Below are 15,845 nucleotides of genomic sequence, written 5' to 3'. Positions count from 1 at the left end.
GTCGGCCGCCCTCGACCCCTCGACCGGCCCACACCCCTTCCGCTCCGACGGCGCTATGCGCCACCGCCGCCGACACGGCCGAACAACGGGGCGAGGACCAGCTGCGCGGCCCCCTCGGCGACCGGCCGGCCGGTACCGGCGGTGGTGACGAGCGGTACCGCCGCACCGGTGCCGTCACGCCGCGCCCGCTCCTCGATGACGGCGCGGACCCCCCGTACGTACGCATCCGGATCCGCGCCGACGGTACGGCCGCCCAGCACCACCCGGTCGATGTCGAGCAGCCCGACGAGGTTGGCGGCACCGGTCCCGAGCACGCGCGCGGCCTCGGGGACATCGCCGTCGGCGACGGCGGCGAGACAGAGCGCCTCGATGCAGCCACGCCCGCCGCAACTGCACGGCGGCCCGTCCAGCGCCACGGTCTGATGCCCGAACTCCCCGGCACCGGTACGGGCCCCGCGGTGCAACGCCCCGCCGAGGAACAGTCCGGCGCCGAGCCCGGTCCCGAGATGCAGATACGCGAAGTCGCCCGGACCGTCGGCCCGCAGGGCCAGCCCCAGGGCGGCGGCATTGGTGTCCTTGTCGACGACGACGGGCAACCCGGTACGAGCGGCGAGGGCGTCCTGGAGCGGATAGCCGTCCCACTGCGGAAATCCGGTGACGCGATGGAGCACGCCCCCTCGATGGTCCAAGGGCCCGGGCACGGCCACACCGATCCCGAGGACGGTCCGCGCGCCACCCGCGGGAGCGGTGGTCCCGCCCGCGCCCCCGCCGCCGCGGCCGGACGCCGTGGAGATCCCGGAGCCTGCCCCCGGTTCCGGGAAGGGGTGCGACCGGGGAGATTCCGCCTCGGCGTCCTCCCCCACCGGTCCGCCCAGCACCGCCCCCACCTCGCCCGCGGCCACCGCGACGACTTCCCCCGCCGGCGCTCCGAAGTCCAGCGGTATCCTGCGGCTCGCGACGACCGCCCCGGCCAGGTCGACCAGGACCACCGTCAGCTCGTCGCGGTCCAGGTGCAGCCCCACCGCGTGACCCGCGTCGGGGACCAGCCTCAGCACCGTCCGCGGCTTGCCGCCCGTGGACGCGCGGTGGCCGGCCTCCGTCGCCAGGCCCTCCGCCCGCAGCCGGGCGGTGATCTTGCTGACGGCCTGCGGCGTGAGCCCCGTCCGCTCCGCCAGCTCCAGGCGGCTGATCCCGCGCTCGCCCGCGACACGCAGCAGGTCCAGCACGAGCGCCGCGTTGTGGCTGCGCAGTGTCGGCAGGTTCGCCCCCGCATTACTCCTGTTCACAGCCCCATTGTCTCTCTCGCTTGCACTTTGGCAACAGCGTTGCTTAAGTGGATTGCATGACTGGCATCACGACTCCCGAGCCGCAGCGGCAGACGCACGCGCACGAGGCCCCCCTTCGCGTCGGACTCGTCGGCTACGGCCTGGCGGGCTCCGTCTTCCACGCCCCGCTGATCGCCGCGACCGAGGGCCTCGTCCTCGACACGGTCGTCACGTCGAACGAGGAGCGGCGGGCGCAGGCCCGTGCCGAGTTCCCCGACGTCTCGTTCGCCGCTTCGCCCGACGAGCTGTGGGCCCGCGCGGGCGGCCCGGACGCGCTCGACCTGATCGTGATCGCCTCCCCCAACAGGACCCATGTCCCGATCGCGACCGCCGCGCTCGACGCCGGTCTGCCGGTCGTCGTGGACAAGCCGATCGCCGGTACGGCCGCCGAGGCGCGCGCGCTCGCCGCGCTGGCCGAGTCGCGCGGCCTGTTGCTCTCGGTCTTCCAGAACCGCCGCTGGGACAACGACTTCCTGACGCTCGCCCGGCTGATCGAGGACGGCGAGCTCGGCGACGTACAGCGCTTCGAGTCCCGTTTCGAGCGGTGGCGTCCGCAGCTGAAGGGCGGCTGGCGCGAGTCCGGCGACCCTCAGGAGATCGGCGGGCTGCTGTACGACCTGGGCAGCCATGTCGTCGACCAGGCGCTCGTGCTGTTCGGCCCGGCCGTCCAGGTGTACGCGGAGTCCGACGCGCGCCGCCCCGGCGCCGCCACCGACGACGACACGTTCCTGGCGATCACCCATGCGAACGGGGTCCGCTCGCATCTGTACGTCAGCGCCACGACCGCGCAGCTCGGCCCGCGCTTCCGGGTCCTCGGTTCGAAGGCCGGTTACGTGAAGTACGGGCTGGACCCGCAGGAGGCCGACCTGCGCGAGGGCCACCGTCCGTCCGCCGCGGCTCCCGGCTGGGGCGAGGAGCCCGAGGCGCTGTGGGGCCGGATCGGTGCGGGCGAGTCGCCGCTGACCGGTGGTGGCGTCCCGGTCCGTACCCTGCCGGGCGACTACCCGGCGTACTACGCGGCGGTCGCCGACGCGGTGCGCGGCAAGGGCGACAATCCGGTGACGGCCCTGCAGGCCGCCGCGGCTCTGGACGTCCTCGAGGCCGCCCGCCGCTCGGCCCGCGAAGGCGTCACCGTGACCCTGCCCACTGCTTCCGAGGAGCAGACCGCATGAACCCCACCGCTCCGACCATCTCCGAGCTCATCGCGCAGGAGCGCCGACTGACTCTGCCGCATTTCGGCTACGACGACGCGTACGCACTCGGCGGCCTGCTCGTCTCCATGGCCCGGAGGCGGCACGCGCCGGTCGCGATCGACATCCGGCGCGGCGCCCAGCAGCTGTTCCATGCCGCGCTGCCCGGTTCGAGCGCGGACAACGACGCCTGGATCGACCGCAAGCGCAGAGTGGTCGAGCGCTACGGCGAGAGCTCGTACCTGGTCGGGACCCGGTTCCGGGCGAAGGGGACGACCTTCGAGGACTCCTCGCGGCTGGACCCGGACCTGTACGCCGCGCACGGCGGTTCGTTCCCGATCGCGGTCGAGGGAGCGGGCGTGATCGGCTCGGTCACGGTCTCGGGTCTCCCGCAGGCGGACGACCACGCGCTGGTCGTCGAGGCGCTGGAACAGTTCGCCACCACGATCGCCGGATGACACACCGGAGGGGTGGGTCGCTGCACCATCAGCGCCCCACCCCTCCGATCTCTGACCGTCTGCGACGGCCCTTAAGCGACTACGCGTCCTTGAGCTCCTGCCGCTGCCGTCCCAGCCCCTCGATCTCCAGCTCGACCACATCGCCCGCCCTCAGATACGGCTTGGGCTCCGGCTGCCCCATGGCCACCCCGGCCGGCGTGCCGGTGTTGATGACATCGCCCGGGTACAGCGTCATGAACTGGCTGAGGTAACGGACGACCTCGCCCACCGGGAAGATCTGGTCGGCGGTCGTGCCGTCCTGCTTCAGCTCTCCGTTGACCCACAGCTTCAGCGCGAGCGCCTGCGGGTCGGGCACCTCGTCCGCCGTGACCAGCCACGGCCCCAGCGGGTTGAACGTCTCGCAGTTCTTGCCCTTGTCCCAGGTGCCGCCCCGCTCGATCTGGAACTCGCGCTCGGACACGTCGTGCGCGACCGCGTAACCGGCCACATGCCCGAGGGCTTCCTCGGCCGAGTCCAGGTACCGGGCGGTGCTGCCGATGACGACGGCGAGCTCCACCTCCCAGTCGGTCTTGCGGCTGCCCCTCGGCACCAGCACGGTGTCCTCGGGTCCGACGACGGTGTCCGGCGCCTTGAAGAACAGGATCGGCTCGGTCGGAATCGCCGCACCGGTCTCGGTGGCGTGGTCGTGGTAGTTCAGCCCGATGCACACGATCTTGCCGATCCGGGCGAGCGGCGGCCCGACCCGGAGCCCTTCGGCATCGAGTGCGGGCAGCTCGCCGGGGGCTGCCGCGGCAGCCCGTACACGGGCCAGCGCGGACTCGTCGGCGAGCAGGTCGCTGTCGATGTCGGTGACGACTCCGGACAGGTCACGCAGCGTTCCGTCCTGGTCCAGCAGCGCCGGTCGTTCCGCACCTGCCGTACCCACGCGAAGCAGCTTCAACGGTCTGTCTCCCCTTGGTCGAGATCGGGCCCGTCGGATGGGTGGCGGCCATCGCAGGCTTGGCCGATCCTCCAAGACATCGGATCACTCCGCAAGACCCTGTTCACACACTGGACCGCCTCACTCACTGCGGCGACTGCGCCGCAGCAGGCACGGCCCCTACGCCGCGGTGGCCATGGCGGCCCCCGCGGCCGGCATGTCGCGGTAGAGGACGGTCCGCTCGACCGCGGTCCAGGTGGTGCTGGTGACGATGTAGAGCGCGGCGGCGAGCGGCACGTACGCGACCGAGACGAGGGTGAAGAAGGACATCAGCGGCATCAGCTTCGTCATCGCGCCCATGCCCGGCATCGGCTGCCCGTCGGGCCCGGTGGCGGGGGTGGCCGGGGCCGCGGCGAGCTGACGCTTCGTACGCCGGTAGTTGAACGTGGCGACGGTGGCGACGATCGCGAAGAGGCCGAGGTAGACGACGCTCTGCGCGCCGAGCAGCCCGCCGTGCGCGAGTGCGTCGTGCCAGCGCTCGCCCAGCGGGGCCCCGAAGAGCTCGTGGCCGAGCAGCGCGTTGGGATCGCCGCCGATCTTCTGGCTGGAGAAGAGGTGGTAGAGCAGGAAGAAGGCCGGCATCTGGAGGAGGCTGGGCAGGCAGCCGGACAGCGGCGAGACCTTCTCCTCCTTGTGCAGTTCCATGAGCGCCTTCTGCATGCGCTCAGGGTTCTTGCCGTGCTTCTTACGCAATTCGGCGATCTGCGGCTGGAGTCTGGTCCGGGCCTTCTGCCCGCGCGCCGCGGCCCGCGACAGGGGGTGCACGGCGAGCCGCACCAGCGCTGTGAAGAGGACGATCGCGGCAGCTGTGGCCGCGCCCTGGAAGAGCGGCTGGAGGAGATCGGCGAAGGAGCCGACCAGGCCGGCGAAAGCGGACATGAAGACGGACATGGGTGAGCCCTCCGGGGGTCTCGTCGTGCCGGGGGAGAGAAGATCTGGCTCGGCATGACGACCCGCGTGGGGGTGCGCCCGGGTACGCGCACGTACACAGGCAAGAAGGTGGGCGAAGTCCCTACGCGGCCGTCAGGAGGGCATGGCCGGGGGCTCGGGGCCGCCTGCGCCCCTTGGCGTCGGGGTCGCGCTGCGACAGGAACGCGGTGCGTTTCTCGCGGTCGCGCATGGCGGTACGGACCCGGGTGCGGGGCACCGGGGCGGCGCAGCGGGCGCTGATGACCGAGCAGGCGACGAGCGCGGAGCCGGCGGCGGCGGTGGCGGCGAGCGCGACCGCGGCGGAGAGGCTGCCACCCTCGGCGAGGAGGACCTCGGTGAGGAGGAAGAGCAGGATTCCGACGGGCCTTGGCAGGCGGGCGACACCGGCGCGCAGACGGTTGCTGATGCTGCCGCTCATCGATCCCTCCCCTGCTCGGCCCGGTGGGCTCGCTCGTTCGGCCCTCCAGCCGTTATACACGATGGCACCGTGGCAGGTGGCCGTCGTCAGACGGGGTCGACCTCCAGGGGCTGGAGCAGCCTGCGCGGCGCGAACAGGGCGCGGCTGACCGGATCGCCGTTCGGGTCGAGTCCGTCGCCCGGCCGCATCTCGACATCCTCCAGCGTTACGGCCTGGGCGCAGGCCGGGCAGTTGCCCCACGGCCCCAGCTCCGTACCGCAGGTGGCATGGATGAAGAGCCGCATCGGACGCGTACCGGGAATCTGCTCGCTCCCCCACACACCGAGGGTGCGGAGGACCGGCCAGAGAGCCTTGCCGCTGTCGGTGAGGAGGTATTCGTCGCGCGGCGGCGACTGCTGGTAGCGGCGCTTCTCCAGTACTCCGGCCTCGATGAGGGACTGCAGCCGTGCAGCGAGGACGGCGCGCGGGATGCCGAGGTGCACGAGGAAGTCGCTGTAACGACGGACGCCGAAGAACGCGTCGCGCACCACCAGGAGGGTCCAGCGCTCGCCGATCACTTCGAGTGCGCGGGCGATCGAGCACTGCTGTGTCGCGTAGTCCTTGCCGAGAGCCATGGGCAGCAGTTTACTCCCACAAGGTTCGATGAATGAACCGACCCGTGCTAGCGTCGACCCACACCCTAAGTTCATTCACCGAACCTAGAGCGGCCGAGAGCCGACCCGGAACGAACGACCCGAGCCCCGGAGCGAAGCCATGGCGCAGCCCACACGTCCCCTCCCTCAGCAGCTCGCGCACACCCCATCGCACCCCCCGAGACGGGCCGCGAGCCGCCCGACCGCGGCCCTTTCCCCCTCCTCCCCCCGCCCCACCGCCACCCTCGCCGTCACCGCCCTGGCCACCACCGTGGCGCTGATGAACTACACGTCGCCGTTGACGACCGTCCCCGGCATTTCCGCCGCGCTCGCCACCCCCGCCTCCGGCCAGGCCTGGCTGATCAACGGCACCCCGCTCGGACTGGCCGCCTTCCTCCTCGTCGTGGGCAGCCTCGCCGACGACTACGGCCGGCGCAGGCTGTTCCTCATCGGCACCCTGGGCCTCGGCGTCACCACCGCCGCCGGCGCCTTCGCGACCAGCACGCTGGCCTTCACGCTGGCCCGCGTCGCCCAGGGCGCGGCGACCGCGGCGATCCTCGCGACCAGCCTTGGCCTGCTCGTCGGAGCGTTCCCGGTGGGGACGGCCAGGATCAGGGCGACCGGGATCTGGGGCGCGTGCGTGAGCGGCGGGATCGCGCTCGGCCCGCTGCTCGCCGGTTCGCTGGGCATCGTCGACTGGCGGCTGGTGTATGCCGCACTCGCGGTCGCCGCACTCGGGACGGCCACCTTTGCGTTCCGCGTGCTGTCCGAGTCCCGCTCGCCGCGTGGCGGCCGCCCCGATCTCGCAGGCACAGCGGCGCTCGGCCTGGCGATGACCGCGCTGCTGACGGCCCTCACGCTGGGCCGGGAAGGCTGGCTGCGCGAGAGTGTCGGCCTGCTGCTGCTTGCCGCGCTCGCGCTGACGGCCGTGTTCGTGCTGGTGGAGCGCCGGGCGGCGGCGCCGCTGATCGATCTGACGCTGCTGCGCAGCCGCCCGTTCCTGACGTCGCTGGCGGCCGGTCTGTTCACCGGTCTCGCGGTGATCGGCCTGTTCAGCTATCTGCCGACACTGCTTCAGGGGGGACTCGGACTGTCGCCGATGGGCACGGCGTGGCTGTTCCTGCTCTGGTCCGGTACGTCGTTCGTGGTGGCCCTGCAGGCACGGCGGCTGACGGGCAGGGTCTCGGCGCGCCACCAGCTGGCCGCGGGCTTCGCCCTGCACGCCGCGGCGGTGCTGGCGCTGCTGGGCGCCCTGGACACGGGAACTGCGGGCCCCTCGGTGTGGCTGCGGCTCACCCTGGCGCTCGTCGTCTCCGGCATCGGCAGCGGCCTGCTCAATGCCGCGCTGCCGCGTGTCGCCGTGGAGTCGGTGCCGGCGGAGCGGGCGGCGATGGGTTCCGGGGCGAACAACACCGCCCGCTACCTCGGCTCGTCGGCGGGGGTCGCGCTGACGATCGCGGTCGCGACGTCGGGCTCGGGTGCGGACGGGGCGGTGCTGCTCTCGGTCGCGACGGCCCTGGTGGCGACGGTGGTCGTCATGCTCCTGCGGGAGCGTCGCTCGCCTCGCTGACGCCCACTCCCGAGAGCTCCGGCTTCCGGCTGTCCTCGGCCTCCCGCCTCTCCCGCGGCTCGTCCCGCGCGAGCACGTCGCCGTCCGGCCGGTCGTCGTGCTCGCGGGGGCCGGCGTAGGTCACCGCCAGCGCGACGGCGAGGTTGGCGCCGAGGGCGACGATGCCCGCGTTCACACCCCACACCGGATCGTTCTCGGTGAACACGAACCCGCAGACCACCCCCACGCCCACGACCAGCCCAGCCATCGCGCCGAGCAGTGTCAGCCGCCGCCACACCAGGCCCAGCAGCACCATGGGGAGCAGCTGCGCCATCCCCTCGTACGAGATGAGGGAGAGCCGCACCAGCGTGTTCGGCGCGGTGTACGTCAGCACGAGCGCGATGACGCCCGCCGCCACGACCACGGTCTGCGCGGCGCCCTTCTGCCGCTGCTGCCAGCGCGGTACGAGCGAGAGCACGCTGCGCCCCCACATGGTGCCGATGACGAGCATGAAGACGGCCATGGGCACGATCGACGACAGCGCGGCCGCCACCCCGATGACGCCGACGGCCCAGGCGGGCAGCGAGTCCACGACGAGCCTGAAGAGCGCGAGGTTGGACTCGGCGCCGACGAGCCCCGGCACGACGAAGAGGGCGGCCATACCGAGCAGCATCGGGACGAACAGCAGCACGTTGTAGGCGGGCAGCCACATCGCGTTGCGGCGCAGGACGTCGGCGTTCCTCGCGCCGAGGTAGCCGGCGACCGTGGTCGGGAAGATCACCACGGTGAGGGAGTTGAGGAACGAGGTGGTGATGAACCACGCCTGCCCGAGCCCGCTGTCGCCGTGCCCGGGGAAGGTCAGCCACTCGCTCCTCTCGGTGACGAGCCGGTCCAGGAAGGGCCCGTACCCGTCGAAGTAGTGCATGGGGACGTAGAAGGCGAGAAACCCGAGAGTGGCGATCACCAGCACGTCCTTGAGCACGGACACCCAGGCGCTGCCGCGCAGTCCGCTGACCACGACGAAACCCGTGGTGACGGCGAAGGCTATGAAGTACGCCCAGTTCAGGCTGATGGCACCGTACGAGATGGTGGAGACGACGACGCCCATGCCGGTGATCTGCAGCTGGATGTAAGGCAGCAGGAACACGGTCGCGAGGACGGCGACGAGGGCGCCGAGCCACGGCCGCCCGAAGCGGTGCGCGACCATGTCGGTGATCCCGACGAGCCCGTGCCGGCGCGCGTACGCCCAGAGCATCGGCCCGACGACATATCCGACGGCGTAGCCGCAGGACATGTACGCCACCACATAGAGCACGGGGGCCCCGTAGTTGTAGCCCCATCCCGCGGCGCCGAGGTAGCTGAAGCTGGTGTAACCCTCACCGGCCATCAGCACCCAGATGAAGACGGTCCCGAGGCTGCGCCCGCCGACGGACCACTCGGCAAGCCCGTCACGGCCCCTGTTCCCGCGGCCTCGCACGGCGAGGAGCCCGAGAGCGACGGTGACCACCATGAAGGCCCCGAAGACGGAGGTCGCGACTGCGGCGTTCACCGGCGGTCCCCCCGCCGGGTCAGCCAGACCGCCACGGGTGTCAGCAGCGTCGCCCCGAGCAGCCACACGAAGAGGAAGGGCAGTCCGAGCACGACGGGACGGACCCGGTTCACGAACGGCAGCGCCCCCAGGTACAGCACGTAGGGAACCAGCAACCACAACAACTGCGGACGTCGTCTGAGCACGTCGGAAAAGCTTAGTGACCGCCGCTACCGCTCCTGCACACCCGCCAGCTTCCCCCACACGACAAGCCGGTAACGGGAGGTGAATTCAGGCGTGCACGTGGTCAGTGTCACGTAGGAGCCGGGCTCGCTGTACCCGAAGGCGGGCTTCAGATTGCTGCGCGGCACGGCGGCGATGACCCCGCTGTCCCGGGCGGCGGTCTGCGCCAGCGTCTTGTCGACGACGTACGTGTACACGTGCTTCCGGGTCTCGACGGTGATCCGGTCGCCGCGCCGCAGCCGATTGATGTGGCGGAACGGCTCACCGTGCGTATTGCGGTGCCCGGCGAGCGCGAAGTTCCCCGCGCCACCGGGCTGCGCGGTGCGCGGGTAGTGCCCGACGTACCCCTTGTCGAGGACGCCGCTCTTGCTGATGCCCTGAGCGACGGGGGCCGTGAGGCCGAGGCGCGGGATGCGGATGACGGCGTAGGCCTGATCCCAGCGGGGCGCGGCAGCCGCTGCCGTACGCCCACCACCTGCCGGCGCGTCCCCGCCCTCCCCCGCCGTGTCCGTGTCCGCGTCCGTGCTCGCACCCTCGTCCGACGGGGCGGACGGAACGCCGTCGTCCGCGCCCCCCGGCCGCCCCCACTCCTGCTCCAGGGACTGCACCTTGTGCCGTGCATCGGCCCTGGCCTGCCTGTTGGTCCACCACAGCTGATGCACGACGAGAAGCAGCAGCACCACACCGAGGGTCACGATCATCTCGGCGCCCGACCACAGCCCGCGCGCGGCGAAGCGCCGCCCGCGCGGGTCCCGCTGCACCATGACCGGTATCCGCTGCCTCACGGCCCGCACGATAAGGGCAGGACCCGTAACTCTCCAGGGTCGGAACAACCCTCCGTGCAGCAGCCGTACAGCAGTACGGTGTGATGCATGCGCCCCGACACGCCTGCTGACCACATTGCCGAAGCCGAGCGCCTGCTGCGCACGGCGGCGCAGTACCCCGACGACCGGGAACCGCTGCTCCTCCGGGCCGCCGCCCACCTGGAACTCGCCGGCGAGCGCACCCGCGCCACCCCTCTCTACGACGAGCTCCTCGCCGCGGACGCCGCCGAGCCGTATCTGATCAAGGCCCTCAAGGCATCGAACCTCTGGGAGTACGGCCACGAGGCCGAGGCCCGCGCCATCATCGAGGGCATCCGCGCGGCGGGGCCCCTCGAACCGGCCCCCTGGCAGATCGCGGCCGAGACCCTGGAATCGCACGACGAGCTGGAGTCGGCCCACGACTTCCTCTCGACCGCGCTGACCCTGCTTCTGGCCCCGGGCGAGGAAGTCCCTTACGCGACCCAGTCGCTGCTGATCGGCCGCCACCGGGTACGCCGCCTGATGGGGATCGACCACGACACCTGGGACGACCTGACCGACACGCTCCACGCCGCCCCGGTCCCGCTGGACGAACTCCACGACCCGAAGCGGCTGTGGTCACTCGGCTCCTCCGACCCGGGCGAACTCCAGGCCGAGATCACCCGCCTCCGCGCCGAACTGGGCACCTACCGCACCGCGCTCTCCCGCCCGTTCCCGGTGGCGGTCCTGCACTGGCCGGAGCCCGAACTGAGCGAGCTCCTCGCCGGCTACCCCACCCTGCGTGCGGAATACCCCTCCCACACCGAACACCTCGCCGACCTGGAAGCCGCCCTCCGCGACCTCCACGCCGCGGGCACCCCGAACCTGGGCATCGTCACCGGCACGGTCCCCTCGTACGAGGCCTTCGCCGCCTCCGAAGCCGCCTCCCCGTCCGACCCGAACCTCCTCCCCCAGTACGCGACGACGCTCGCGGCCCGCGGCCGCGCGGTGCCATGGCCTCCGGCACGGACCGCGGCCTGCTGGTGCGGCTCGGGACGGGCTTACCGGGACTGCCACGGGGTGGCGTGAGCACCTGACCGGACGGGCGCTGCCACTGTGCCGTTGCCGGAAATCCCCCAAGGGCCCTGCTTCGGCGGGGCCCTTGGACGTAGCTGAGCGGAACGAGGCGTTCTTTCCACAAGAAGTTTCCCTCGATGTCCCACTTTTGCAATACCATCACATCTCACCACTGGTCTCAGGGCGCACCTCCCCCACGCAGGTTCCAGCTCTGTGTGCGCGAGGAAGCCTTCATGCCGCCTTATCAGCCTTCTGCCGACTGGCAGTACGAGATCCCGACGACCGGCAGCAAGCGGCTGCCGCCCGCCGCCCGTTACGTCGAATCGCTGACGCACCAGGGGTACGGCTTCGAGGCGGCCATAGCCGACCTCGTCGACAACTCCATCGACGCAGGCGCCCGTAACGTCGTCGTCAGCTTCCTCCGGGACGACGACCGCCTCGCCGGCCTCCTTGTCGTCGACGACGGGTGCGGCATGAACGACGAGGCCCTGGACACCGCGATGACGGTCGGCGGCCGTGAGGGATACGCAGCAAGCGCGCTGGGCCACTTCGGGGCGGGTCTCAAAGCAGCCTCCCTCTCGCACGCCGATTCGCTGACCGTCATCAGCCGCACCAAGAAGAGTCCGTCCACCGGCCGCCGCTGGCTGACGGCGCGCGCTCAGGCCGACTTCACGTGCGACGTCGTCGACCCCCGCTACTGCCAGGACCTCGTCGACCGCTACGACGGGGTCGTCGAGTGGCACGGCACGATCGTCCGCTGGGACCGGGTGCGGGCCTTCGACACCGTGACGACGGGGCAGGCCGACCGCTTCCTGAACGACGCGATCGAGAAGCTGGAGACCCACCTCGGTCTGTACCTGCACCGCTTCCTCGCCCGTGAGGACTTCAACGTCGACATCGTCGTGGAGGACGTCCGGACCAAGGAGGAACTCGACCACCGCGGCGTCGAACCGATCGACCCGTTCGGCTACCGGATACCGGGGCGGTCCGGCTACCCGCGTACGTACAGCGCACCCGTCGAAGGCGTCGGCGAAGTGGTGCTGACCGCCCACATCTGGCCGCCGAAGTCACCGCTGGTCAGCTTCCGCGGCATCGGTCCGCTCGCCGAACGCCAAGGCTTCTACATCTACCGCAACGACCGCCTCGTCCAGGCAGGCGGCTGGAACAGCACCCGCAGCGCCGAGGGACACCTCGCGCTGGCCCGGATAGCCGTCGACCTGCCGTCCGGGCCGAACGATGTCTTCAGCCTCACGGTGAAGAAGGACGGCGTGACGGTCACCCCCGCCTTCGCCCGCGGCCTCGAACAGGCCACGGACGACAGTGGCCAGACGTTCGCCGCCTACCTCCAGGAGGCGGAGACGACGTACCGGGAAGCTGCCCGTCGCGCCACCGAGCCGCAGCGCAAGGCCGTCCTCCCGGCCGGCAAGGGCCTGGACCCGAAGCTGAGGCGTGCACTACGTGACGAACTTCCGGAACTGGAGGGCGAGGACGCGATCACCTTCCGCTGGGACACACTGCCGTCGGAGGTGTTCTTCGAACTCGACCGTGACGAGCGGGAGGTCAAGCTCAACAAGGAGTACCGGCAGGCCTTCAACGGGGGCCGCCGCGGCGGCCTGAACGACGCCCCGGTCGTCAAGAGCATGCTCTACCTCATGGTCAACGAGATCTTCCAGAAGGAACGGGTGCGGGCCGTCCACACCGACAACGTGGCGCTGTGGAACAGCGTCCTGGTGACCGCCGCCCGCTGCGAACTCGCGCGCTGAACCGCCGAGTCGTCCGCCCACCTCCCCACTCGAGGAAGCCGTCCCACCATGACCGACCACTTGCTCAACCTGCACGGCGACGTCCTGGCCGCGATGCGACGTGGCCCCAAACACTTCACCAAGCTGGCCTTCGTCCTCTCCGAGGCCGACGAACCCGCCGACACGGAGCTGAGCCACTTCCGGGACCGCATCATCGCCGCGGGCCCCGGAGACGAACTCACCGCACTCTGGCACCGCACCCTGACCGGATGGGACCTGGCGGAACAGGCCGACTGGTCCACCGCCCCGCCCCGTACCGACGAGCGCCGCGCGGACACGTACACCCGCCTCGGCTTCGGCGCCGACCTGCGCAAGGCGCTCGACGAAGCGGTCCCGGTCTTCAAGGAGCCGGGTCCCACCGTCATCAGCAAGGAGTTCGCCTCCTGGTACTCACGCGACCTCGCGGACGTCCGCTCCTTCTACTGGAACTCCTACGAACAACTCCTGCGACGCAAGGGCTGGTCGGACGCCGCCGTCTCCAGCCTCGACGAGGCGAGTCACGCGGTGGTCGAGCGCCTCTCCGACCCCACCCGCACCGAAGCGTACGGTGCCCGCGGCCTGGTCGTCGGCTACGTCCAGTCCGGCAAGACCGCCAACTTCACCGGGGTCACGGCGAAGGCCATCGACGCCGGCTACCGCCTGGTCATCGTCCTCGGCGGCACCCTGAACCTCCTCCGGGGCCAGACCCAGCGCCGCCTGGACATGGAACTGATCGGCCAGGAGAACATCCTGCGCGGCGCCGACCCGTCGGATGCGGACGCCCTGGTCGGCATCGACTACCAGGACGACGAGGACTGGCCGGCGAAGTTCGTCAGCCACGGCCACCGCCCGTTCAACATCGAGCGCCTCACCACCCGGGACAACGACTACCGCAGTCTCCTGCAGGGAATCCGCGCTCTGGAGATCGAGAAGCGCGAGCCGCACCTCCCGCTGTACGTCCCCGAGAATCTGCACCGGGCCGCAGCCCGCGTCATGGTCGTCAAGAAGAACAAGTCCGTCCTGACGAACCTGGTGAAGGACCTCAAGAAGATCGGCCCGATCCTGCGCGAGATCCCCACCCTGATCATCGACGACGAGTCGGACCAGGCGTCCGTCAACACGTCCGACCCGAAGAAGTGGGAGTCGGGTCAGATCCAGCGCACGGCGATCAACGGGCTGATCTCCCAGCTGCTGAGCCTCCTCCCCCGCGCCCAGTACGTCGGCTACACCGCCACCCCGTTCGCGAACGTCTTCATCGATCCGAGCGACGGCGAGGACATCTTCCCGCGCGACTTCCTGATCTCCCTGCCACGGCCGGCGGGCTACATGGGCGTGCAGGACTTCCACGACCTGGACGGCGACGGCGCGGCGGAGGAGACGCACGTACGTGGCATATACGAGGAGTCGGGCGACCGACTCCAGGAGGCGATGGACGCATTCGTCCTGACGGGCGCACTGAAGCTGTACCGCGCCGACCGCGGGGTCCCGGAGGGCCCGTTCCGCCACCACACGATGCTGGTGCACGAGTCCGTGAAGATGGACGACCATGCCGATCTCGCACTGCGCATCAACACCCAGTGGCATCAGGCGGGTTACACCTCCCACGAAGGCCACGCCCGCCTGGAGAGACTGCTCACCTCGGACTTCGCCCGCTACGCGGACGACACTCTCCCGACCCCCGACACCTACGCCGACCTGCGTCCGTACGTCTCCCGCGCCCGCCAGCTCATCAACGCAGGCGGAAATCCGGTTGTCGTCGTCAACGGCGACACGGACCGCTACTTCTCCCAGATCGACCTGGACTTCGACCGCACACCGAACGTCTGGAAGATCCTTGTCGGCGGCACGAAACTGTCCCGCGGCTTCACCGTCGAGGGCCTCACGGTCACCTATTACCGCCGCACCACCCGCCAGGCGGACACCCTGATGCAGATGGGCCGCTGGTTCGGCTTCCGCCCCGGCTACCGCGACCTGGTCCGCCTGTACATCGGCCGTGAGGAACCGCTGACGAAGACGCAGAACGTCGACCTGTACGAGGCCTTCGAGGCGATCTGCCACGACGAGGAGACCTTCCGCTCTCAACTGTCACGCTACGCCGAACTGGTCGACGGAAAGCCGCAGGTGACCCCGGCCCAGATCCCGCCGCTGGTCTCCCAGCACCTGCCTTGGATCAAGCCGAGCGGTCGCAACAAGATGTTCAACGCGGAGCTGGTGGAGATCCGATCGCCGGGGCAGTGGGTCGAGCCGACGGCGTATCCGACCGATCCCCTGGACCTCCGGCACAACGTAGGTGTATGGAGTCCGGTCCTGGAGTCGCTGGACCCCGTCCCCGTCGCACTGAGCTGTTCCTCTCCCGAGCACGGCCGCAGCGACAGCTACGAGGCACTGCTCGGCACCGTCGACCATGCGGCGCTGCTGCAGATCCTGTGCGATCTACGGTGGTCCGCGCCCACCCAGTTCTCGCCGCATCTGGAGTCTCTCGTCGCGGCCGGCGAATACGGACCGGGCATCGACGACTGGCTGGTCGTGGTCCCGCAGCAGACCTCGAGCCGCAGCACCGAGGCAACGGTTCTCGGCTCCCGCCCGCTCACGCTGGCGCACCGTACCCGCCGACGTGGCGATCTCTTCGGTGCGATCAGCGAGCCGAAGCACCGTGGCGTCGCCCTGCGGGTGGCAGGCGCTCTCAAGGATTCCGCGGACCCCTTGGTCGAGTCGCTCGTGCGCGAGCGGCGCGGCGTCCTGGTCCTGTATCCCGTTGTCGAGGCCGAGCCCCGTCTGTCGGACAGCGGAGCAATCGATCCTCGACACCTGGTCATGGCGCTCTCGCTGGTCGCTCCGAAATCGTCGACCGGCCGGGAGGGGAACCTGCTGCGCTTCCGGACCATCGATTCGGGGAGGAGCGATTTCGCAATCATTGATCGCGAGGGCGACGGGTCGTAGGAGACTTGGCATT

General features: G+C 70.6%; 14 protein-coding genes. 6 read left to right on the top strand and 8 right to left on the bottom strand.

Annotation, left to right across the window (positions count from 1 at the left end; genetic code table 11):
- Window positions 1-53: 53 nt before the first annotated feature.
- Window positions 54-1,286 carry an ROK family protein gene (locus OG963_RS28415; protein WP_371799599.1) on the bottom strand — a complete coding sequence of 411 codons (1,233 nt, stop codon included), beginning with the start codon at window positions 1,284-1,286 and terminating at the stop codon, window positions 54-56.
- 56 nt (window positions 1,287-1,342) lie between these two features.
- Between OG963_RS28415 and OG963_RS28410 the strand changes: the two genes are divergently transcribed.
- Complete coding sequence (locus OG963_RS28410; RefSeq protein WP_093776894.1) at window positions 1,343-2,497, top strand: Gfo/Idh/MocA family oxidoreductase; 1,155 nt, start codon at window positions 1,343-1,345, stop codon at window positions 2,495-2,497.
- On the top strand, window positions 2,494-2,973 hold the full coding sequence (locus OG963_RS28405) for a heme-degrading domain-containing protein (protein WP_030923248.1): 480 nt from the start codon (window positions 2,494-2,496) through the stop codon (window positions 2,971-2,973). Before OG963_RS28410 ends, OG963_RS28405 begins: the two co-directional genes overlap by 4 nt.
- Before the next feature lie 79 nt (window positions 2,974-3,052).
- On the opposite strand, the gene OG963_RS28400 is transcribed toward OG963_RS28405, so the two are convergent.
- The 4 genes from OG963_RS28400 to OG963_RS28385 form a co-directional block, all read right to left on the bottom strand.
- A complete protein-coding gene (locus OG963_RS28400) occupies window positions 3,053-3,913 on the bottom strand; it encodes a fumarylacetoacetate hydrolase family protein (protein WP_371799598.1) in 861 nt (286 codons plus the stop codon).
- Between the two features lie 159 nt (window positions 3,914-4,072).
- Complete coding sequence (locus OG963_RS28395; protein ID WP_093776890.1) at window positions 4,073-4,843, bottom strand: YidC/Oxa1 family membrane protein insertase; 771 nt, start codon at window positions 4,841-4,843, stop codon at window positions 4,073-4,075.
- A 121-nt stretch (window positions 4,844-4,964) separates the two neighbouring features.
- On the bottom strand, window positions 4,965-5,300 hold the full coding sequence (locus OG963_RS28390; protein WP_093776888.1) for a DUF6412 domain-containing protein: 336 nt from the start codon (window positions 5,298-5,300) through the stop codon (window positions 4,965-4,967).
- Window positions 5,301-5,386: 86 nt separating this feature from the next.
- Window positions 5,387-5,914 (bottom strand): helix-turn-helix domain-containing protein, encoded by a 528-nt coding sequence (locus tag OG963_RS28385; protein ID WP_093776886.1) that lies wholly within the window; start codon window positions 5,912-5,914, stop codon window positions 5,387-5,389.
- A 139-nt stretch (window positions 5,915-6,053) separates the two neighbouring features.
- On the opposite strand from OG963_RS28385, the gene OG963_RS28380 reads away from it, so the two are divergent.
- Complete coding sequence (locus OG963_RS28380) at window positions 6,054-7,502, top strand: MFS transporter (RefSeq protein ID WP_093776884.1); 1,449 nt, start codon at window positions 6,054-6,056, stop codon at window positions 7,500-7,502.
- Here OG963_RS28380 and OG963_RS28375 read toward each other — a convergent pair.
- The 3 genes from OG963_RS28375 to OG963_RS28365 are packed head-to-tail and all read right to left on the bottom strand — an operon-like array spanning window position 7,468 to window position 10,016.
- A complete protein-coding gene (locus tag OG963_RS28375) occupies window positions 7,468-9,030 on the bottom strand; it encodes a sodium:solute symporter family protein (RefSeq protein WP_362275203.1) in 1,563 nt (520 codons plus the stop codon). The two genes, OG963_RS28380 and OG963_RS28375, sit on opposite strands and share 35 nt — an antisense overlap.
- Window positions 9,027-9,185: a DUF3311 domain-containing protein gene (locus OG963_RS28370; RefSeq protein ID WP_078852680.1), complete on the bottom strand. Its 159-nt coding sequence runs from the start codon at window positions 9,183-9,185 to the stop codon at window positions 9,027-9,029. Before OG963_RS28370 ends, OG963_RS28375 begins: the two co-directional genes overlap by 4 nt.
- A 54-nt stretch (window positions 9,186-9,239) precedes the next feature.
- Window positions 9,240-10,016, bottom strand: a complete 777-nt coding sequence (locus tag OG963_RS28365) for a class E sortase (RefSeq protein WP_093930490.1) — start codon at window positions 10,014-10,016, stop codon at window positions 9,240-9,242.
- 108 nt (window positions 10,017-10,124) lie between these two features.
- Here OG963_RS28365 and OG963_RS28360 point away from each other — a divergent pair, with 108 nt between their 5' ends.
- The 3 genes from OG963_RS28360 (at window position 10,125) to OG963_RS28350 (ending at window position 15,832) form a co-directional block, all read left to right on the top strand.
- Window positions 10,125-11,123: an SEC-C domain-containing protein gene (locus OG963_RS28360; RefSeq protein ID WP_371799597.1), complete on the top strand. Its 999-nt coding sequence runs from the start codon at window positions 10,125-10,127 to the stop codon at window positions 11,121-11,123.
- Window positions 11,124-11,344: 221 nt separating this feature from the next.
- On the top strand, window positions 11,345-12,874 hold the full coding sequence (locus OG963_RS28355; RefSeq protein WP_371799596.1) for an ATP-binding protein: 1,530 nt from the start codon (window positions 11,345-11,347) through the stop codon (window positions 12,872-12,874).
- A gap of 48 nt (window positions 12,875-12,922) precedes the next feature.
- Window positions 12,923-15,832 carry a Z1 domain-containing protein gene (locus OG963_RS28350; protein WP_371799595.1) on the top strand — a complete coding sequence of 970 codons (2,910 nt, stop codon included), beginning with the start codon at window positions 12,923-12,925 and terminating at the stop codon, window positions 15,830-15,832.
- Window positions 15,833-15,845: the final 13 nt, after the last annotated feature.

Source organism: Streptomyces sp. NBC_01707 (genome assembly GCF_041438805.1).
In the GTDB taxonomy this organism is placed as follows: domain Bacteria; phylum Actinomycetota; class Actinomycetes; order Streptomycetales; family Streptomycetaceae; genus Streptomyces.
The sequence above is the reverse complement of the archived record's forward strand: the minus strand, read 5'-3'. Positions and strand labels throughout refer to the sequence as shown.

What these genes read in the sequence shown, in the direction of transcription:
- OG963_RS28410 (WP_093776894.1), top strand. Translation starts at nt 1,343, where the DNA reads ATGACTGGCATCACGACTCCCGAGCCGCAGCGGCAGACGCACGCGCAC.
- OG963_RS28405 (WP_030923248.1), top strand. Translation starts at nt 2,494, where the DNA reads ATGAACCCCACCGCTCCGACCATCTCCGAGCTCATCGCGCAGGAGCGC.
- OG963_RS28395 (WP_093776890.1), bottom strand. Translation starts at nt 4,843, where the DNA reads ATGTCCGTCTTCATGTCCGCTTTCGCCGGCCTGGTCGGCTCCTTCGCC.
- OG963_RS28390 (WP_093776888.1), bottom strand. Translation starts at nt 5,300, where the DNA reads ATGAGCGGCAGCATCAGCAACCGTCTGCGCGCCGGTGTCGCCCGCCTG.
- OG963_RS28385 (WP_093776886.1), bottom strand. Translation starts at nt 5,914, where the DNA reads ATGGCTCTCGGCAAGGACTACGCGACACAGCAGTGCTCGATCGCCCGC.
- OG963_RS28380 (WP_093776884.1), top strand. Translation starts at nt 6,054, where the DNA reads ATGGCGCAGCCCACACGTCCCCTCCCTCAGCAGCTCGCGCACACCCCA.
- OG963_RS28365 (WP_093930490.1), bottom strand. Translation starts at nt 10,016, where the DNA reads ATGGTGCAGCGGGACCCGCGCGGGCGGCGCTTCGCCGCGCGCGGGCTG.
- OG963_RS28360 (WP_371799597.1), top strand. Translation starts at nt 10,125, where the DNA reads ATGCGCCCCGACACGCCTGCTGACCACATTGCCGAAGCCGAGCGCCTG.
- OG963_RS28355 (WP_371799596.1), top strand. Translation starts at nt 11,345, where the DNA reads ATGCCGCCTTATCAGCCTTCTGCCGACTGGCAGTACGAGATCCCGACG.
- OG963_RS28350 (WP_371799595.1), top strand. Translation starts at nt 12,923, where the DNA reads ATGACCGACCACTTGCTCAACCTGCACGGCGACGTCCTGGCCGCGATG.